At 62.3% G+C, this 18,468-nt stretch carries 15 protein-coding genes, 1 tRNA gene and 1 pseudogene; 9 read left to right on the forward strand and 8 right to left on the reverse strand.

The features are described from left to right. Nucleotides 1–21: 21 nt before the first annotated feature. Nucleotides 22–2,250, reverse strand: a complete 2,229-nt coding sequence (locus EOD29_RS06845) for a bifunctional (p)ppGpp synthetase/guanosine-3',5'-bis(diphosphate) 3'-pyrophosphohydrolase (protein WP_066997471.1) — start codon at nucleotides 2,248–2,250, stop codon at nucleotides 22–24. Between the two features lie 125 nt (nucleotides 2,251–2,375). Further along, complete coding sequence (gene rpoZ / locus EOD29_RS06850) at nucleotides 2,376–2,777, reverse strand: DNA-directed RNA polymerase subunit omega (RefSeq protein WP_067321093.1); 402 nt, start codon at nucleotides 2,775–2,777, stop codon at nucleotides 2,376–2,378. A gap of 296 nt (nucleotides 2,778–3,073) precedes the next feature. Between rpoZ and EOD29_RS06855 the strand changes: the two genes are divergently transcribed. Together EOD29_RS06855 and EOD29_RS06860 are read left to right on the forward strand one after the other, a co-directional pair. Next, the gene (locus EOD29_RS06855) at nucleotides 3,074–3,655 is read left to right on the forward strand and encodes an NYN domain-containing protein (protein ID WP_066997475.1); all 582 of its coding nucleotides are present in this window, start codon (nucleotides 3,074–3,076) and stop codon (nucleotides 3,653–3,655) included. Then, on the forward strand, nucleotides 3,652–4,323 hold the full coding sequence (locus EOD29_RS06860) for a uracil-DNA glycosylase (RefSeq protein WP_164747319.1): 672 nt from the start codon (nucleotides 3,652–3,654) through the stop codon (nucleotides 4,321–4,323). Before EOD29_RS06855 ends, EOD29_RS06860 begins: the two co-directional genes overlap by 4 nt. On the opposite strand, the gene EOD29_RS06865 is transcribed toward EOD29_RS06860, so the two are convergent. From EOD29_RS06865 to dapA, 3 genes are all read right to left on the reverse strand, one after another. Beyond that, on the reverse strand, nucleotides 4,292–4,993 hold the full coding sequence (locus tag EOD29_RS06865) for a glycoside hydrolase family 25 protein (RefSeq protein WP_245322309.1): 702 nt from the start codon (nucleotides 4,991–4,993) through the stop codon (nucleotides 4,292–4,294). The two genes, EOD29_RS06860 and EOD29_RS06865, sit on opposite strands and share 32 nt — an antisense overlap. A gap of 85 nt (nucleotides 4,994–5,078) precedes the next feature. Continuing rightward, the gene (gene smpB / locus EOD29_RS06870) at nucleotides 5,079–5,558 is read right to left on the reverse strand and encodes an SsrA-binding protein SmpB (RefSeq protein WP_067321086.1); all 480 of its coding nucleotides are present in this window, start codon (nucleotides 5,556–5,558) and stop codon (nucleotides 5,079–5,081) included. Between the two features lie 25 nt (nucleotides 5,559–5,583). Continuing rightward, nucleotides 5,584–6,465: a 4-hydroxy-tetrahydrodipicolinate synthase gene (dapA, locus tag EOD29_RS06875; protein WP_095823685.1), complete on the reverse strand. Its 882-nt coding sequence runs from the start codon at nucleotides 6,463–6,465 to the stop codon at nucleotides 5,584–5,586. A gap of 300 nt (nucleotides 6,466–6,765) precedes the next feature. Between dapA and EOD29_RS06880 the strand changes: the two genes are divergently transcribed. Together EOD29_RS06880 and EOD29_RS06885 are read left to right on the forward strand one after the other, a co-directional pair. Further along, nucleotides 6,766–8,808 carry a lytic transglycosylase domain-containing protein gene (locus EOD29_RS06880; protein ID WP_095800126.1) on the forward strand — a complete coding sequence of 681 codons (2,043 nt, stop codon included), beginning with the start codon at nucleotides 6,766–6,768 and terminating at the stop codon, nucleotides 8,806–8,808. 293 nt (nucleotides 8,809–9,101) lie between these two features. Further along, a complete protein-coding gene (locus EOD29_RS06885; RefSeq protein WP_127246247.1) occupies nucleotides 9,102–9,989 on the forward strand; it encodes an alpha/beta hydrolase in 888 nt (295 codons plus the stop codon). Nucleotides 9,990–10,059: 70 nt separating this feature from the next. Here EOD29_RS06885 and EOD29_RS06890 read toward each other — a convergent pair whose 3' ends face one another. Continuing rightward, on the reverse strand, nucleotides 10,060–11,133 hold the full coding sequence (locus tag EOD29_RS06890; protein ID WP_127246248.1) for a site-specific integrase: 1,074 nt from the start codon (nucleotides 11,131–11,133) through the stop codon (nucleotides 10,060–10,062). Nucleotides 11,134–11,376: 243 nt separating this feature from the next. After that, complete coding sequence (locus EOD29_RS06895; protein WP_095828820.1) at nucleotides 11,377–12,564, reverse strand: porin; 1,188 nt, start codon at nucleotides 12,562–12,564, stop codon at nucleotides 11,377–11,379. Between the two features lie 442 nt (nucleotides 12,565–13,006). On the opposite strand from EOD29_RS06895, the gene EOD29_RS06900 reads away from it, so the two are divergent. The 3 genes and pseudogenes from EOD29_RS06900 (at nucleotide 13,007) to EOD29_RS06910 (ending at nucleotide 14,890) form a co-directional block, all read left to right on the forward strand. Then, nucleotides 13,007–13,097 (forward strand) — tRNA-Ser (locus tag EOD29_RS06900). A gap of 257 nt (nucleotides 13,098–13,354) precedes the next feature. Further along, a pseudogene (locus tag EOD29_RS06905) lies at nucleotides 13,355–13,596 on the forward strand (GIY-YIG nuclease family protein). 100 nt (nucleotides 13,597–13,696) lie between these two features. Next, on the forward strand, nucleotides 13,697–14,890 hold the full coding sequence (locus EOD29_RS06910; RefSeq protein WP_095828819.1) for a porin: 1,194 nt from the start codon (nucleotides 13,697–13,699) through the stop codon (nucleotides 14,888–14,890). Nucleotides 14,891–15,159: 269 nt separating this feature from the next. Here the strand turns inward: EOD29_RS06910 and EOD29_RS06915 are convergent, their stop codons facing one another. After that, entirely contained in the window at nucleotides 15,160–16,842 is a 1,683-nt protein-coding gene (locus EOD29_RS06915; protein WP_127246249.1) for a sulfotransferase, read from the reverse strand. A gap of 129 nt (nucleotides 16,843–16,971) precedes the next feature. On the opposite strand from EOD29_RS06915, the gene EOD29_RS06920 reads away from it, so the two are divergent. Together EOD29_RS06920 and EOD29_RS06925 are read left to right on the forward strand one after the other, a co-directional pair. After that, nucleotides 16,972–18,084, forward strand: coding sequence for a pyridoxal phosphate-dependent aminotransferase (locus EOD29_RS06920; protein WP_095827203.1), 1,113 nt, complete (start codon nucleotides 16,972–16,974; stop codon nucleotides 18,082–18,084). A gap of 72 nt (nucleotides 18,085–18,156) precedes the next feature. Next, on the forward strand, nucleotides 18,157–18,441 hold the full coding sequence (locus tag EOD29_RS06925) for an acylphosphatase (protein ID WP_067321058.1): 285 nt from the start codon (nucleotides 18,157–18,159) through the stop codon (nucleotides 18,439–18,441). Nucleotides 18,442–18,468: the final 27 nt, after the last annotated feature.

Genomic DNA, 18,468 nt, shown 5'->3' on the forward strand with positions numbered 1-18,468 from the left:
TCACTATTCACTATTTACTATTCACCCATTCACACGCCGTGCGTCGCTGACGCTCGAATTATCCTTGAGCTGCGACAGCAGCCGGTTGAGGTGCTTCAGGTCCCAAACCTCGAGGTCGATCAGCATCTCGGTGAAATCGGGCGCGGTGCGCACCATCGACAGCGTGTGGATGTTGGCATCGTTAGACGCGACGACCTGCGCGATGTCGGCGAGCGAGCCCGGCGCATTGATGGCTGTGACCGAGATGCGGGCCGGGAAGCGCTCCTTGGTACGCTCGTCGATGTCCCAGCGCACATCGATCCAGCGCTCGGGCTGGTCGTCGAAAGCCTGCAGGGCCGGCGACTGGATAGGATAAATGGTGATACCGGTTCCTGGCTGAATGATGCCGACGATGCGGTCGCCGGGCACCGCCCCTTCCGGCGCGAAGCGCACCGGCAGGTCGCCGCGCACGCCGCGGATGGGCACCGCACCGTCGCGCTGCTGGTCCTTGCCCTTGCGCGCGGCGCGGCCGGGCATCTGGAACAGCATGCCCGCGGCGTTGCGGATCTTGGACCAGCCTTCCTCGCGCTGCTTGGGCGCCGCGACCGTGACGCGCTCGTCCTTGTAGTCGGGGAAGACTGCTTTCATGACATCGGTCGAGGCAAGCTCGCCGCGGCCGACAGAGGCCAGCACGTCCTCTATATCCTTGCGCGCCAGGCGATGCAGAACCGGCTTCAGGCTTTCCTTGGTGAAGTTCTTGCCGGCGCGCTCGAAGGCGCGTTCGAGGATGCGGGCGCCGAGCCCGGAATATTGCTTGCGGATGGCATTCTTGGTGGCGCGGCGGATGGCGGCGCGCGCCTTGCCGGTGACGACGACCGATTCCCAGGCTGCCGGCGGCACCTGCGCCTTGGAGCGGATGATCTCGACCTCGTCGCCGTTCTTCAACTCCGTCATCAGCGGCATGATGCGGCCGTTGACCTTGGCGCCGACACAGGTGTCGCCGACATCGGTGTGGACGGCATAGGCGAAGTCGATGGGGGTGGCGCCGCGCGGCAGGGCGATCAGCATGCCCTTGGGCGTGAAGCAGAACACCTGGTCCTGGAACAGCTCGAGCTTGGTGTTTTCCAGGAAATCCTCGGGATTGTCGCCCTCGGCCAGTTGCTCGATGGTGCGGCGCAGCCAGGCATAGGCGTTGGTCTCCTTGGAGATCGCGTGCGCTGCGCCGTTCGGCTTGCCGCCGCTGTCCTTGTAGATCGAATGCGCGGCAACGCCGTATTCGGCGATCTTGTTCATCTCGCGGGTGCGGATCTGCAGTTCGACGCGCTGGCGCGAGGGGCCGACAATGGTGGTGTGGATCGAGCGGTAGTCATTCTGCTTCGGCGTCGAGATGTAATCCTTGAAGCGCCCGGGCACCATCGACCAGGTGGTGTGGATGGCGCCAAGCGCGCGGTAGCAGTCCTCGACGGTGTCGACGACCACACGGAAGCCGAAGATGTCGGAGAGCTGCTCGAAGGAGAGCGCCTTGGCCTCCATCTTGCGGAACACCGACCACGGCTTTTTCTGCCGGCTCTTGACGCCGGCTTTGATCGCGTGTTTTTCGAACAGGCCGGACAGCGCCTTCTCGATCTCGTCCAGCACCCCCTTGTTGCGCTCGAAGATCTCGGCGAGCCGCGCGGTGACGGCGCGATAGGCTTCCGGATTGATGTAGCGGAAGGCGATCTCCTCAAGTTCCTCGCGCATGCCTTGCATGCCCATGCGGCCGGCGAGCGGCGCATAGATGTCCATCGTCTCCTCGGCGATGCGCAGGCGCTTGGACTCGGGCATATGGTCGAGCGTGCGCATGTTGTGCAGGCGATCGGCGAGCTTGACCAGCAGAACGCGAATATCCTCGGAGATCGCCAGCAGCAGCTTGCGCAGGTTCTCCGCCTGCTCGGCCTTCTTGGAGACGAGGTCGAGCTTCTTCAGCTTGGTCAGTCCCTCGACCAGCTTGCCCATCTCGGGGCCGAACAATTCATCGATCTCGGCCCTAGTGGCGGTCGTGTCCTCGATCGTGTCGTGCAGCAGGGCAACGGCGATGGTCGCCTCATCCATATGCATCTCGGTGAGGATGGCCGCCACTTCCAGCGGATGCGAGAAATAGGGATCGCCCGAGGCGCGCTTCTGGTGGCCATGCTTTTGCATGGCGTAGACATAGGCCTTGTTGAGCAGCGCCTCGTTGACGTCAGGCTTGTAGCGCTGCACGCGCTCGACAAGCTCATACTGACGCATCATGGGCGAAATCTCGCGGTGATGAAATGATTGATGCGCCGCACCGGCGTGCGACGCATCCCATAGATAGCCACGAAACTGACGATACGGAAGTCCCGGATGCTTGATCCAGGCCCGTGTCCAAGAGCTTAGTAGTCGTCGCTCTTTTCCGGCGGCACCAGACCCTCGATGCCGGCGAGCAGGTCTTCCTCGCTCATGCGGTCGAAGGCGATGTTCTCTTCGGCATCGTCGGTGTCGGCACCAGCGGTGGCAGCGCCGGTCTGGTCGGCGATGGCCTCGCCCTCGGCCTCCGGCTCGTCGACCTCCACATGCTTCTGCAGCGAGTGGATCAGGTCTTCCTTGAGGTCGTCCGGCGACAGCGTCTCGTCGGCGATCTCGCGCAGCGCAATGACCGGATTCTTGTCATTGTCGCGAGGAACGGTGATCTGCGCGCCCTGGCTGATCTGGCGGGCACGGTGGCCGGCGAGCAGCACGAGCTCGAAACGGTTGTCGACCTTGTCGATGCAATCTTCAACGGTTACGCGGGCCATGGACTGCCCCTTTCATGCGTGGATTTGATGGAAAACTGGCGGGCTCCATAACAAGGACGCCGCCGAAATACAAGCTTTATGGCGGGCACCGCCGAAGCACGAGCCCCTGCCCGGCTCAATATCGGACTTCGCCTTGCTTACCTGGTGCCGATCACAATTGCTTGCAATGCGCGCCCTGCCCTTGGATATCCATAAATCTGGCGTTATCTCGAAAGGGGCGGGAAGAGGGACCATTATCGGGCCTACCCGTCACGTCCTTTTAGACGACAGAAATTTTTGAAAAGGGATATTTTTCAATGTTCGATCCCCGTGAAAAGATCGCTCTTTTCATCGACGGCGCCAACCTCTACGCCACCTCGCGGGCGCTGGGCTTCGACATAGACTACCGCAAGCTTCTGTCGAGCTTTCAGAAACGCGGCTACCTGCTCAGGGCCTATTACTACACCGCGCTGGTCGAGGATCAGGAATATTCCTCGATCCGGCCGCTGATCGACTGGCTGGACTATAACGGCTTCAAGGTGGTGACCAAGCCAGCCAAGGAGTTCACCGACTCGACCGGCCGGCGCAAGATCAAGGGCAACATGGACATCGAGCTCACCGTCGATGCGCTGGAGCTTGCCGATGTCGTCGACCACTATGTCATCTTCTCCGGCGACGGCGACTTCCGCACGTTGGTCGAGGCGCTGCAGCGGCGTGGCCGCAAGGTTTCGATCATCTCGACCATGGCCTCGCAGCCGCCGATGATCTCCGACGACTTGCGCCGCCAGGCCGACCACTTCATCGACCTCATGACGCTGAAGAACGAAGTCGGCCGCGATCCATCGGAACGGCCGGTCCGCCGGCCTGAGCCTGCTGAAGCCGACGAGGACGATTATTGAGCGCGGCAGCCTTGAGCGCCGCGCCCTCCCCCGAGCCTGACCGCGATTGTCCGCTTTGCCCGCGGCTGCACGACTTCATCGCCGCCTGGCGCCAGCGCGAGCCGGGCTGGTTCAATGCACCGGTGCCGACCTTCCTGCCGCCGGAGGGCGAGGACTCGGTCAGGCTCCTCATCGTCGGGCTGGCGCCCGGCCTGCGCGGCGCCAACCGCACCGGGCGTCCCTTCACCGGCGACTATGCCGGCGACCTGCTCTACGCAACTTTGATCGCCCAAGGGTTGGCGCGCGGGGAATTCAAGGCCAGGCCCGATGACGGGCTGGAGCTCGTCGGCACCGCGATCACCAATGCGGTGCGATGCGTGCCGCCGGAAAACAAGCCGGTGGGCGCCGAGATCGCCACCTGCCGCACCTTCCTCAAACCGACGATCGCGCGCTTTGCCAACCTGCGGGCCATCCTGACGCTGGGCTCGATCGCGCATCAGTCGACGGTGCGGGCGCTGGGCGGGCGAGTCGCCACCCTTCCGTTCCGCCACGGCGGACGCCAGCAGGCCGGCGGCATCACGCTGTTCTCCAGCTATCACTGCTCGCGCTACAACACCAACACCGGTGTCCTGACGGAAGCGATGTTCGTCGATGTCTTCAAGGAGATAGCAGCCTTCCTGAAGAGCTAGGGTCCGGCGCCGCGGCAAACAACTCCGACAGCCTCGCCGGCCCGCCCTTCAGCACATTCAGGTCCACGTCGCCGTCGATGCCGTCGACACGGCCTGTGTCGAGATATTGCCAATAGACCCAGTCGTCGTCGTTCAGCGGCCCCCGCACAGAGCGCAGCCAGCGCTGGCGAACCGCGATATGAGCGGCATAGGTCGGTGCCGTCTCATCGGTAATATAGAGAATGGCCGGCTTGCCGTAAGCCGCCTCGACCGGGCCAAGGAATGCCAGCAGTTCGGCGTTCAGCTCGGCGGGCGAAGGGCGTCGCGGACAATTGCCGTGGAACTCGATGTCGACTACCGGCGGCAAGAGCTGCTCGCCGCGCGGCACGACCGAGATGAAATTCCTGGCCTGGTCGGCACCCGGGCGGCAGAAGGTGAAGAAATGATAGGCGCCCACAGCGAGGCCCGCCGCGCGGGCCTGGCGTAAATTCTCAGCAAAGGCATCATCGACATAATCACCACCTTCCGTCGCCTTAATGATGGCGAAAACGACATCGTCGGCCGCGACGCGCGGCCAGTCGATCCTGCCCTGGTGATGCGAAACATCGATGCCCCTTAAGGGGAATTTGCCGCGATCCGGCGGGAAAGCACGGTGCCGGAAGAAGCCCTCTGCCCATGTGGCAAGCGCCAGAAAGACGAAAGCCAGGGCCAGGGCAATCAAGCCGTTCCTCAAGCCTTGGCTCCCTGCTCGCCTTGCCCGCATATCGAAGGTGGCTTTATCCGCGCTCCTTAAGGAGCCGTCCCTTCTCGCGCGACCAGTCGCGCTGCTTTTCGGTCTCGCGCTTGTCGTGCAGCTTCTTGCCGCGGGCGATGGCGAGCAGGAGCTTGGCGCGGCCGCGATCGTTGAAATAGATTTTCAGCGGCACCAGCGTCATGCCTTCGCGCTCCACGCTCTGGGCAAGTTTGGCCATCTCGCGCTTGCTGACGAGCAGCTTACGGCGCCGGCGCGGCTCATGGTTGAAGCGGTTGGCCTGCAGATATTCCGGCAGATAGGAATTGATCAGCCAGATCTCGCCGCCTTCGGCGGAGGCATAGCTTTCCTGGATGTTCGCCTGGCCCTGGCGCAGCGACTTGACCTCGGTGCCGGTCAGCACCAAGCCGGTCTCGATCGTGTCGAGCACCTCGTAGGAAAAGCGCGCCTTGCGGTTTTCGGCGACCGTCCTGTTGTTGGGGTCGGCTTTCTTGACTTGATTCATAATGCGGAGAGGTGGCGCCTCATCCCTAATTAATCAAGCCGGCGTGCTTCAGCGCCGCGTCGAGCTTCTCGGCGGTCGAAGCTTCGACCGTCACCAGCGGCGAGCGGACCACGTTCTCGACCTTGCCCAGCTTCGACAGGGCGTATTTGGCGCCGGATACGCCGGGCTCCACGAAAATTGCTTTATGCAGCGGCAGGAGACGATCCTGCAGTTCTAGCGCCTTGGCGCTGTCGCCGGAGAGCGTGGCTTCCTGGAACTCGGCGCAAAGGCGCGGCGCGACATTCGACGTCACCGAGATGCAGCCGACGCCGCCATGCGCGTTGAAGCCGAGCGCGGACGCATCCTCACCGGAAAGCTGGATGAAATCCTTGCCGCAGGTCATGCGCTGTTCCGAGACACGCTCGACCTTGCCGGTCGCATCCTTAACGCCGGCGATGTTCTTGAAGTCGTGGCGCAGCCTGCCCATCGTCTCCGGCGTCATGTCGATCACCGAGCGCGGCGGGATGTTGTAGATGATGATCGGCAGCTTGGTTGCCCTGGCAACGGCTGCGAAATGCTCGTAGAGGCCGCGCTGGGTCGGCTTGTTGTAATAAGGCGTGACGACCAGGGCTGCATCGGCGCCGGCCTTTTCGGCATACTGCACCAGGCCGACGGCTTCCTCGGTGTTGTTGGAGCCGGCACCGGCCACAACTGGAACCCTGCCCCTGGCGACCTCGATGCAGACCTTGACGACATTGCGGTGCTCGTCATGCGACAGCGTCGGCGACTCGCCGGTGGTGCCGACGGGCACGAGGCCCTTGGTGCCCTCGGCGATCTGCCATTCGACAAACGCGCGAAAGGCTTTCTCGTCGAAACGCCCGCTCTTTTCGAACGGTGTCACGAGCGCAGTCAGCGAGCCTCTCAGCATATTGTCCAAACTCCTTGGGACTTTGTTGGTCTAAGCATGTCGCTCTCCCAAAGCCGGGTGCCCACTTTGGGCGACATGCATCAGCGTTTTGTCGATGCGTTAATTTCGACGCCTTCTAATCGAAAGCGAAGCCGCGCACCATAGTCTCGACACGGTTCAGCGGCAAGCATTGCTGTAGTGCCAGCAAGCGTAATTCGAACGGCCTCGATAACCTTTTGTTTACGAGCCTTTCACGACCTAAGTTTAGGCTCCGGGTCGGCCTCGAAGGCCCTGCCTGCTGACAATGTGCCGGGGTGGAACATGCCGACAAATCGGCCTCATCTGTTCGCGCTTTTGAGCGCGGCCGTCGCGCTGATACCGGGTATGGCGATCGGCGGCAGCGTCGACGTGCGTGTGACGGCGGCGATTGCCGCGCCGGGCTCGCCGTCGGCCGCGGACCAGGCGCAGCAGCCTCAGCCCCCGGCCAGCATCGCGCAATTGAAGAGCGGTCTCGACGCGCTCGCGGTGAACAACATCGCCGCGGCGCGCAATGCTCGCGACACGCTGCCCGCCACCTCGCTCGACCGGCACATTCTGGCCTGGGCGATCGCGCTCTATGGCGGCGACCAGGTGCCGAGCGGCGAAATCGCCGATGCCGCCAAGATGCTGCCTGGATGGCCGGGCACGATCGCGCTGCGCAGGAACAGCGAGCGCGCGCTCTATCGCGAGAACCCGCCGCCGCAAGTGGTGGTGCGGGCCTTCGGCCGCAGCCAGCCGCTGACGCCGGAAGGCGTGATCATCCTTGCCCGCTCGCAGGTGGCGCTGGGCGATCAAGCGGCGGCGCGCGCGGTGCTGGTGCCCTTCTGGCGCACGGAGAAGCTGGATGCCCAGGACGAAACTTCCATCATCAAGGAATTCGGCACGCTGATCCCTGCGGCCGATCATCGCTATCGCATGGAGCGCATGTTCTATGCCGACCGGCCGTCCTCGGCGCTGCGCGTCGCCGGCATTGCCGGCGCCCAGCAACTGGCGGATGCCTGGGTGGCGGTCGATAAAGGCGAAAAAAACGCGGCGAAACTGTTGAAGGCGGTGCCGGCGGCGCAGCGTTCGGCCGGCTATTTCTTCGCCGAGGCAGAATATCTGCGCAAGCAGCAAAAACTTGCCGATGCCGCGGCAGTCGTGATGAAGGCGCCGACCAATCGCGACGCGCTGGTCGATCCCGATGCCTGGTGGGTGGAGCGGCGCGTTCTTTCGCGCGAGCTGGTCGATCAGGGCGACATAAAGACCGCCTACAAGATTGCCTCCATGCATGCGGCCGAAAGCGCGGCCAGCGCCGCGGAAGCCGAGTTCCATGCCGGCTGGTATGCATTGCGCGGTCTCAACGACCCGGCAGCAGCCGCCTCGCATTTTTCACGCATCGCCGAGCTCGCCCAGGGACCGGTGTCGCTGTCGCGCGCCTATTACTGGCTTGGCCGCGCCGCGGAAGTCGGCGGCCCGGGCAGCGCCAAGGACTATTTCACCCGGGCAGCCAGCTACGGCACCACCTTCTACGGCCAGCTTGCCGGCGAGCGTGTGGGCCTCAGAACCCTGAGCATCGTCCATCCCACGCCCAGCGCGGCCGACCGCCAAAGCTTCGAGGGCCGCGAGGCGGTGAAAGCGATCAAGCGGCTGCAGGAGGCAGGGTATGACCGCTATGCCGAGACGCTCTACCGCGACCTCGCGGGGCAGCTGACCAGCCCCGGCGAGCTTGCGCTGCTGGCGGGGCTTGCCGAAAAACAGGGCAACCATTTCATGGCGCTGAAGGTCGGCAAGATCGCCGCCCAGCGCGGCATCGATGTGGGTGCGCTTTCGCATCCGTTGGGTGTCATTCCCGATTCGGCCGATATCTCCGGCTCCGGCAAGGCGCTGGCCTATGCCATCGCCCGCCAGGAGAGCGAGTTCAATGTCGCGGCGATTTCCAGCGCGGGCGCGCGCGGCCTCTTGCAGTTGATGCCGGGTACCGCCAAGCAACTGGCGAAGAAGGCCGGCATGACCTTCTCGCAAACGCGGCTGACGACCGATGCCGGTTACAACGCGACGCTGGGGTCAGCTTTTCTCGGCGAGCAGCTCGACCGCTTCAACGGCTCCTATGTGCTGACCTTCGCGGGGTACAATGCCGGCCCAAACCGCGCCGCCCAGTGGGTGGCGAAATACGGTGATCCGCGCGGCAAGGACGTGGACGCCGTCGTCGACTGGGTCGAGCGGATCCCCTACACGGAAACAAGAAGTTACGTGCAGCGCGTGATGGAGAATTATGAAGTCTACAAGATGCGTATTTCCGGCAAATACGACATCGTCGGGGATCTGGTGAACGGGCGGAGTTGATCGCCGTGGGGCGTATGCAAGCCTCAGGTTGGCGATCCTTCGCGCCCCTCTGTCCTGCCGGACACCTCCCGCACTTGGAGATTGGCAGTTTCGCTGCCGGCTCGTTCATGCCGCTTTGGCGATGGGTAAAAGCTTAGATGACAGTCAAATCCCCTTGCGGGGAGATGTCCGACAGAACAGAGGAGATGCTGTCCCGCCAGCGTGGCAAGGTTGTGTAACGTGCCTTCCCATCATTTGACCGCGGCCGCCCTCGCCTGTAGCTGTCGGTCACCTCAGCGAGGAGCAGCATCCCGATGGCGAGCGACGGTTTCTCCGACTTCTTCTATGCCGCACCCGATGGGCTGAAACTGCATGCCCGCATTTATGGCGAGGCGAACGGTGGCTGGCCGATCGTTTGCCTGCCCGGCCTCACCCGCAATGCGCGCGACTTCCATGAGCTCGCGCTTTACCTCTCCGGCAAGGCGAAGACGCCGCGCAAGGTCGTCGCTTTCGACTATCGCGGCCGTGGCCGATCCGACTACGATCCCGACATCAGCCACTACAATGTCGGCGTCGAAGCCGGCGACGTGCTCGCTGGCTTGTCAGCGCTGGGTATCGAAGAGGCTGGCTTCATCGGCACCTCGCGCGGCGGACTGATCATCCATGTGCTCGGCGCGCTGAAGCCGGCCGCCTTGAAAGCCATTGTCCTCAACGATATTGGCCCGGTGATCGAGGCGGAAGGTCTGGCCCATATCCGCTCATATCTCGATCGCGCGCCGAGGCCGAAGACATTCGCCGAGGCGGTCGACACGCAGCGGCGCGTGCATGGTGCCGGCTTCCCTGCGCTCACCGATGCCGACTGGGCGCGTATGGTTGGCGCCATCTGCCGCGACACGGATGCCGGGCTGGTGCCCGATTTCGATCCTGCCCTGGTCGAGACCCTGGCCAATGTCGACTTCAGCAAGCCACTGCCGGATCTTTGGCCACAGTTCAACGCGCTTGCCGCCGTGCCGTTGCTCGCCATACGCGGCGGCAATTCGACGCTTCTCTCCACCGCGACGATCGAGGAGATGGCAAAGCGTCATCCCGGCATGGAGACGATCACGGTGGAAGGCCAGGGACACGCGCCCTTGCTGGAAACCGGCAACCTGCCGAAGAAGATTGCGGATTTCCTCGATCGCGCCGAAGTCAAGTCCACGTAAAGTAAAGCCCGAGACTAACTCCGCCCCGGGCCTGTTTTGAAATATAGATTCCCGGCGCGTGTCGTGCCGCCTATTTGCCCTTCGAGCTCTTTCGGCCTGCCTTCGCCGGCTCCGAGCCGCTCTCCTTGCGGGCGGCTTTGGTCGGTGACGGCGTGGTCAACGGGGACGCAAACACCGAGTTCTCTGCCGGCCGCGGCGCCTCTTCGGCGCGCGGCTTCTCGAGCACCACGACGCAGCCATCGAGGTCGTTGGTGGCGAGGTGCGCGTAACGCATGGTCATCGACAGCGTCTGGTGGCCGAGCCACATCTGCACGCGCCGGATATCGATGCCGCCCTGGACGAGTCGCGAAGCGCAGGTGTGGCGCAGGATATGCGGCACCACCTGCTCATCGGCGCCAAGACCGACTTCGGCCTTCGCCTCGTTCCAGATGGCGCGGTACTGCGCCTGGGTGAGCTTGGTGAACGGACCCTTTGGCCGGCGGCCTTCGGTGGTCGGCGGCAGCTTGATCACCTCCTTGACCCGTTCGGTCATCGGGATGGTGCGGCTGCGGCCCGACTTTGTGATCCAGAAGCTGACGCGGTGTTCCTGGATGTCGTTCCAGATCAGGCCGAGCGCCTCGCCGAGACGGCAGCCGGTGTCGACCAGGAAGACGGAAAGTCTGTAAGCATCCTCGCTGCGGCTCTTGATGGCGGCGAACAGCCTTGTCTCTTCGTCCCTTTCGAGGAAACGAATCCGTCCCGCCCGCTCCTTCTGGCGGCGGAACTCGGGCAGGCTGTGGATATCTCCCATCTTATGAGCCTTGCGCAGCAGCTTGCTGAGTGCAGCCATCTTGCGATTGATGGTTGCGTTGCTGTTCCCGCGCTGGCGCAAGGTGCCGACAAGATTGTCCAGGGTGTTCTGGTCAAAGGTGCTGAAACGCTCTCCCAGAAGGATCTCGTCTATTTCACCAATGAATGAGCTGACATTGTATTTATGCCGCCCATCATCCCAGAGTATGTCCCGGTATGCTGTAAAGAGCTCACTGACCCTGTACGATTTTACTTCCCGGATCTTGTTGTAGGTGTACCTAAACTTCGAATTCTGAGAAGAAAATACCGCAAAATGACCAGAGGGCTCCCCCTCTTGAATCGCTTCGTTCGACATTTTTAGCCACACCCCCTGTGGTTAAGCGTTCAGCCGTAACCGCTCGGGAGCGTCCTTTCAAGAGTTTTCGAATCTGGCGGCCGACCCCATCCACCGACGGCGGATCCCACAAAGTCGCCCTACAGACCCGATCAGCTTACCGTTTTCACCCCCATCCTTTCGTTGCGTTGATCCAGTCGCGAAACAAAAACGGCCCGGGCGTGGAGACGCCCGGGCCGGATTTCAGATGTAGCAGTCCAGCCCTTAGAAGGAGCGCTGGAAGCGGAGCATGCCGCCGATCGCGTCGTCGCCATCAGTAATACCGGTCCAGTTGTGGTTCGTGCCACGGGTATCGAGCTCGTCGATTTTGCCTGCATTGACATAGTCGACTTCGGCCGTGACCGTCAGGCCCGGGACAATATCGTAAGCGATGTTGGCGGCGATGCCGAGGTTCTCACCTTCGTCATACGAGATCTGGGCGTTGAACGAGGTCTTCTCGTTGAACTTGTAGGTGCCACCGCCCCAGACTGCCCAGTTGCCGTCCCACTGCTTGTAGAAGCCGCGACCGCCAGCTGCGAAGGCATAGGTCGGGTCCGACAGGTTGTCATCGGTGCCGTAGCCGCCGATGATGAACAGCGAGATCGCGTCGTTGACGTTCACGTCCAAACGAATCTTTGTGGCGACTTCTTCATAGTTGCTGTCGTAGGCAACGACGCCGGTGATGGCGCCCCAGCCCTGCGTCCACTTCACGCCGCCGACGACATGCGGAACGTAGCTGTCGATCGTGCCCACGCCGTAGGAACCATCCGTGCCGCCGCCCGCGCCTTCTTCGAGCGAGATCACGGCCGAGAAGCCGTTGCCTGCGTCGAAGTAGTACTGGACGACGTTGGTGTCGAAGTCGCCGTAGGGAACCAGCGTATCCTGGATGACGTTGCCGGCATAACCGATGAACGTGTTGAAGGCCGATTCGTCCTTACCAACGCGCAGGCCACCGAGCTGGATCCAGGCGAAGTTCAGCGAAGTGCCCTTGTTAAAGGCCGGATTGACGGAGCCGTCCGCGCCCAGATCGGCGTTGCGGTTGCCGAAGTTCCAGCGGGTCTCGGTGTAGGTCTTCAACGTGCCGAGCTCGGTCTCCTGGCCGGTCCAGGTCTTCAGCGTGAAGCGAGCATTCTTGTAGAAGGTGTCGTTGCTGCCGCCATCCTCAACATCGGCAGACGTCGCGCCGTCGAACGAGCCGACGTCGCCGACGCCGATGTCGTAACGGACATAGCCGCCGATGCGCAGGCAGGTCTCGGTGCCGGGGATGTAGAAGTAGCCCGAGCCGTACACGTCGCAGATCTTGACGTATTCAGCCGGTTCCGGCTCGGCGACGGTCACCGCGTCGGCGGCGCGGGCACCGGAAACTGCGATCAGGGCCGCAGCTGAGCCGAGAAGAAGGCTCTTGATGTTCATTTTCTGACCTCCAGTCAAAAGTTAAAAAACGGGTCTGGGTATTTTTTGCTGAAGGACAGCGTTCCCTGCCCCATCCCCACTTACCGAAAAAGATGCGCACCGCGCCGCTCCTTCGAACGTGACCTTTACCCAGGCGGCGGCAGCGTTCAACCACGATCGTATCGGCAGAAGCCCCATCCGGGCGCTATCCCCGGACGTTGTTGCACAAATGACACGATTTGGCCTCACTCCGAAAGCTCTCGTTAACCAATGAGGCCCGCCGCCCGGCCGAATCCGGCAGTGAGGGGCCGCAATTGCGGCGTGAGGCCCGAGTCAGTGGTCAGGGAATCGCCATGGAATCGCCGCATGGGAACACTCATCCTGCTGCCGGCGTCGAATTTTCAGCGATTACGGCGCGGGCTTGTTGATTGTGCCGGCGCTTTTCTTTATCCACCGGCGCGACGGAGAGGTGGCCGAGTGGTCGAAGGCGCTCCCCTGCTAAGGGAGTAGAGGTCAAAAGCTTCTCGTGGGTTCGAATCCCATCCTCTCCGCCATCCTGCTTCGCTCTCCGAGCTACGCAGGACAAGCCCCAACCGTTCGTGCGAAGCAGGATGGCGGAGAGGATGCCCTCCGAAGCCTTGGCGAAGGAGGGCCGGTTCGTGTGGTACGTCTATCTGCTTGAGAGCGAGGCTTCGGACGGCGAGCATCCTGCTTCGCTCTCCGAGCTACGCAGGACAGGCCCCAACCGTTCGTGCGAAGCAGGATGGCGGAGAGGATGCCCTCCGAAGCCTTGGCGAAGGAGGGCCGGTTCGTGTGGTACGTCTATCTGCTTGAGAGCGAGGCTTCGGACGGCGAGCGCTATATCGGCATAACATCGGACCTGCGGCGACGAATTGCTGAGCATCACGCAGGAAAGTCCAGTCACACTTCCAAATTTCTGCCGCGGCGAATCGTGACCTACATGGCCTTTCAAGCCGAGCAAAGGCGACTTCGTTCGAGCGCTATCTCAAATCGGGATCCGGGCACGCGTTCGCCAGCAAACGTCTGTGGTAGCGGCTACCCGGCAAAAAAATACAGCAATAACAAAGCACTGACACCGGTGACAGTCGAGTGAAATCGACGCTGCCGTTCGATTCTGACTGGAGGTCAGAAAATGAACATCAAGAGCCTTCTTCTCGGCTCAGCTGCGGCCCTGATCGCAGTTTCCGGTGCTCGCGCCGCCGACGCGGTGACCGTCGCCGAGCCGGAACCGGCTGAATACGTCAAGATCTGCGACGTATACGGCTCGGGCTACTTCTATATCCCCGGCACTGAGACCTGCCTGCGCATTGGCGGCTATGTCCGTTACGACATTGGCCTCGGCGATGTCGGTTCGTTCGATGGCGCGCGCAGCCTCGACGTGCGGAATGGCGGCGACCAGGGTACCTGGTACAAGAACACCCGCTTTACGCTGAAGACCTGGACTGGCCAGGAGACCGAGCTCGGCACGTTGAAGACTTACACCGAGACGCGCATCAACTTCGGCAATTCCAACGGCTATGGCGATTCGGTCACCGCCGGCGGCCAGCCGATCGGCAATCCCGCCGGTAACAAGGGCATCACGCTGAATTTCGCCTGGATCCAGCTCGGCGGCCTGCGCGTCGGCAAGGACGAATCGGCCTTCAACACGTTCATCGGATACGCCGGCAACGTCATCAACGATACGCTGGTTCCCTATGGCGGCTTCGACACCAACGTCGTCCAGTACTACTTTGACGCCGGCAACGGCTTCTCGGCTGTGGTCTCGCTGGAAGAAGGGTCCGGTTCCGCTGGCGGCCCGGTTGTTGATGGGGTTGGCAATTACCTCTACAATGCCGGTTCGGGCAATGACACCATCGACAGCTATGTTCCGCATGTTGTCGGCGGCGTGAAGTATACCCAGGGCTGGGGCGCCATCACGGGCGTCGTCGCCTATGACAGCGCCTGGGATGAATGGGCAGGCAAGGTCCGCTTGGATGTGAACGCGACCAACGAGCTGTCGCTTTTCCTCATGGCCGGCTACGGGTCGGACGACCACATCGACCGAAACTTCTACAAGCAGTGGGGCGGAAACTGGGCAGTCTGGGGCGGCGGCACCTACAAGTTCAACGAGAAGACCTCGTTCAACCTCCAGGCCTCTGCTGATGACGCCAAGAACTACGGCGTCGCAGCCAACGTCGCCTACGACATTGTGCCTGGCTTCACGGTTACGGCCGAGGTCGATTACTTGCACGATGGCAAATTCGGCGACCTGGACGACCGAAACTGGACCAACGCCAATAAGAAGAACAGCGTCGGCGGTATGCTCCGCTTCCAGCGTTCGTTCTAATCAGCAGCGTCCAACTGAAATCGAAACCCGGCGGGCAACTGCCGGGTTTTTTCTTTTCTGCGGGCAGTTCCTCAAAGCACCATTGCGCAGTGCTGCACTCGATAAGATGGCAGAAATCCGCCGTTCACGCCCCGGCTCCTGGTCTCCGCCGTGCCGCTTCCCTCCTTGCTTCGCCAGAGAACGACGAAACAATGAACGTTCTGCCAATCGCCACACGAGCGATTTTGCGGTGTACCTTCCGGCCAGAATTTTTCTAGTAGGAAACTAAATTACAGGTCAACCTCAGCCAAGTTGCCCAAGGCTTCGATCAGCGGTTGGATCTCGCCTTCATAGTTCCTCCAACGCTTGACGGACGACTTGTAGATCGGCTGGCGCACCTGCCAATTGCTATAGGTGTTTACTGAGCCGTCCCTGTCAAAAAAGCGCAAGCACGCATCGTCCCAAGGCAACCCGAGATAATCTATGAGACGGTGCGAGTGCTCCTCTTGATCTTCAATCAAGGTCTCATACCGGTTTTCGAAGATGCGGCCCGGAAGAACCTTGTTCCAGTGCCGCATCAGGCGGTCATATTCTCTGTAGTAGAGCCCCAGTGTCTCAAGATCTGCGCTGTAGTTGTGCGTTTCATTGAACTGCAGCACGAAGCAGGAGATGCAATTGTCGATGGCATCGCGGCGGCAATGAATGATGCGCGCGTTGGAAAACAGAATGCCGATCAGCCCTATCAACTCGAAATTGTGGGGCATCTTGTCGACGATTCGAAGCGCGTCAGGCGCACGCTCACGCAGATAGGCAAGATGCTCCGATGCCAGCGTCTTGGTCAGTTCGGGAGTAATCGCCGCGACCGATTTGCCGACGTCTGTGTCGGAGCTGTATTTGAGGCCTAGCCCATTGGCCATTCGTCTAAGCTTGCTGAGCTCGCCGGCGCCATGAACATCAGGATGGCTGGCGCAAATCTGCTCGGTCAGCGTCGTGCCCGAGCGCGGCATGCCGACGACGAACACAGGCACCTCAGACGGATCGCCGTAAGCGGCCATTGACGCCACCAGTTCGGGTGTGAAGGTCTCGATCACGGCATCGACCAAGCGACGGTAGTTTTCCAGATCGAATTTTAGGCCCCTGACTTGATTCCCTTTCTTGAAGTGGTCCATCGCCTCCTTGTAGCGACGGAGGTCGTTGAACAGCTTCCCGGCCGCGTGATGGAGCGATGCTGCTCCCTCCGACCCATGGTCCGGATCTCGAAGCTCGGTGAGGATTGCCGCGAGTTCTGGCGGCTCTTCGGTGAATTTGCGCGTGTGTACAAGTGCATTGTAGGCAGCCGGTACCGCGATGCGCCGATCTATTGCCTCTTTCAGATGAACCGCGGCTTCGTCCATACGACCGAGGCTCGCGAGTGCACCCGGCAATCCCAACCGGGCCACAGGATGATCCCGGTCGATCTTGAGTGCCTTCTCAAAGAGCGGCAGCGCCATTTCTCCCTTGTCAAACGCCTTGTAAGCTTCGCCCAGGGCGCAAAGCGCTTCCACCAGATCCGGTTTCAAGGCCAAGGCCTGCTGAAAGTGCCTGATTGCCGGCGTAAACTCGCTGAGCTTCAGGTAGGTCTCACCGAGACTAAGGTGGTAGTAAGGATTTCGTGGCTCCTCTCCGACCGCCCGGGCGAAGTACCGCAAAGCCTTCTCGTTGTCGAATCCGATGCCGAGGGTTCCCAGGATGTAAAAAGCCAGCGGATGGTTTGGGGTACGCGCCAGGACACGAAAGCAGAGTTCCTCCGCCTCCGGCAATTGCTCAGCTTTCTGAAGCTCGAGCGCCTGCCTCAACAGCATGTCGTCGGCTTGCACGCGAGACGGACCGGACCTCAGCTGTGCTTTGGGTGCTACGGTTTTCGGCGGTGCCGCCTTAGCCGAGGGTTGAGTTTTCAGGTGCTTTGCCCAGGAAGGCGGCAATCGGTTGCTCATCCTGCGTCGCTAGCAAAAGCGGGCGGGAGAATCTAGTCCGGCTATGGTGCGTCTTCGTTGTTTCTCGCGCAGCTTGCACCCACCCCTCGCCCACGCTACCAAGAAGCTCCTCTCAACCGAGCCCTTGCCATGCGCCCGCGCCCTTCCCTTACGCCGATCGTCGGCGCGCTTCCAACCACGGTGCCGTTTGTCGGGCCGGAGGCGCAAGAGCGCGAGCGCGGGCGGCCTTTCCGCGCCCGCATCGGCGCCAATGAGAGCAGCTTTGGGCCCTCGCCGCGCGTGATTGCCCGCATGGAGAGCGTCGCGCGCGACCAGTGGATGTATTGCGACCCCGACAATTTCGACCTCAAAGTCGCGGCGGCCGCGCATCACAATGTCGGCGTCGAGAACGTGGTGGTCGGCGAAGGCATTGACGGACTGCTCGGCCTTGTGGCGCGCATGTATGTCGCGCCGGGCGACGCGGTGGTGACCTCGCTTGGCGCCTATCCCACCTTCAACTTCCACATCGCCGGCGTCGGCGGCCGGCTGGTGACGGTTCCCTACGCCGACGACAAGGAGGACCTCGACGGACTGCTTGCCGCTGTCGCCAGGGAACGAGCGCCGCTCGTCTATCTCTCCAATCCGGACAATCCGATGGGAAGCTGGTGGGAGGCGCCGGACGTCGTCGGCTTCATCGAGGCGCTGCCGGAAACCACCATGCTGGTGCTGGACGAGGCCTATGGCGAGCTGGGACCGGCATCGGCGCAGCCGCCAATCGACGTCGCGCGGCCGAACGTCGTGCGCATGCGCACCTTCTCCAAGGCGTATGGGCTTGCCGGCATTCGCTGCGGCTATGCGGTGGCCGAACGGGAAGTGATCCGCGACTTCGAAAAGATCCGCAACCACTACGGCGTCAGCCGCATGGCGCAGATCGCCGGGCTCGAGGCGCTGGCCGATCAGGACTATCTGAATTCGGTGGTGGCGCGCGTGGCCGCGGGGCGCCGGCGCATTGCGGCCATCGCCGAGGAAAACGGTCTGAAGCCGCTGCCCTCGGCGACCAATTTCGTCACCATAGACTGCGGCCGCGACGGCGCCTTCGCGCTGAAGGTGATGCAGGCGCTGCTCTCGCGCGACGTCTTCATCCGCAAGCCGATGGCGCCGCGGCTCGACCGCTGCATCCGGGTCAGCGTCGGCCTCGACCATGAGCTCGACATCTTCGCCGAGGAATTGCCTGGCGCGCTGGCGACGGCGCGGGGGAACTAACGGCGATCCACAGCCGTTGCGTTTGCGCGGCGCCGAGCCGGATTCCGTAAGGCTTCGAAGGCGGAGACGAGCATGGTCGAGCAGAAGAGAACCGTTCGGGCGCGCATCTCCGGCAAGGTGCAAGGGGTCAGCTACCGGGTTTGGGCGCGGGACGAAGCCGTGCGCCTCGGACTGACGGGCTGGGTGCGAAACGAGCACGACGGTTCGGTCACGGCGCTCATCGCCGGCGCCGACGCAGCGATCGACTCGATGGTCGATCGGCTGTGGCGGGGGCCTAGGGGCGCGACGGTCATCAGGGTCGAGGTCGAAGAACGCACGGACGATAGTGCACCTATCGACTTCAGGATCATCGCCTAGGCAAGTCCGCCGAAATCAGCTTCCATC

It is taken from the genome of Mesorhizobium sp. M1A.T.Ca.IN.004.03.1.1, assembly GCF_003997555.1.
Classification (GTDB): domain Bacteria; phylum Pseudomonadota; class Alphaproteobacteria; order Rhizobiales; family Rhizobiaceae; genus Mesorhizobium.

Coding starts and splice junctions, on each gene's coding strand:
- EOD29_RS06845 (WP_066997471.1), bottom strand. CDS start 2,250: ATGATGCGTCAGTATGAGCTTGTCGAGCGCGTGCAGCGCTACAAGCCT.
- rpoZ (WP_067321093.1), bottom strand. CDS start 2,777: ATGGCCCGCGTAACCGTTGAAGATTGCATCGACAAGGTCGACAACCGT.
- EOD29_RS06855 (WP_066997475.1), top strand. CDS start 3,074: ATGTTCGATCCCCGTGAAAAGATCGCTCTTTTCATCGACGGCGCCAAC.
- smpB (WP_067321086.1), bottom strand. CDS start 5,558: ATGAATCAAGTCAAGAAAGCCGACCCCAACAACAGGACGGTCGCCGAA.
- dapA (WP_095823685.1), bottom strand. CDS start 6,465: ATGCTGAGAGGCTCGCTGACTGCGCTCGTGACACCGTTCGAAAAGAGC.
- EOD29_RS06880 (WP_095800126.1), top strand. CDS start 6,766: ATGCCGACAAATCGGCCTCATCTGTTCGCGCTTTTGAGCGCGGCCGTC.
- EOD29_RS06885 (WP_127246247.1), top strand. CDS start 9,102: ATGGCGAGCGACGGTTTCTCCGACTTCTTCTATGCCGCACCCGATGGG.
- EOD29_RS06890 (WP_127246248.1), bottom strand. CDS start 11,133: ATGTCGAACGAAGCGATTCAAGAGGGGGAGCCCTCTGGTCATTTTGCG.
- EOD29_RS06895 (WP_095828820.1), bottom strand. CDS start 12,564: ATGAACATCAAGAGCCTTCTTCTCGGCTCAGCTGCGGCCCTGATCGCA.
- EOD29_RS06910 (WP_095828819.1), top strand. CDS start 13,697: ATGAACATCAAGAGCCTTCTTCTCGGCTCAGCTGCGGCCCTGATCGCA.
- EOD29_RS06915 (WP_127246249.1), bottom strand. CDS start 16,842: ATGAGCAACCGATTGCCGCCTTCCTGGGCAAAGCACCTGAAAACTCAA.
- EOD29_RS06920 (WP_095827203.1), top strand. CDS start 16,972: ATGCGCCCGCGCCCTTCCCTTACGCCGATCGTCGGCGCGCTTCCAACC.
- EOD29_RS06925 (WP_067321058.1), top strand. CDS start 18,157: ATGGTCGAGCAGAAGAGAACCGTTCGGGCGCGCATCTCCGGCAAGGTG.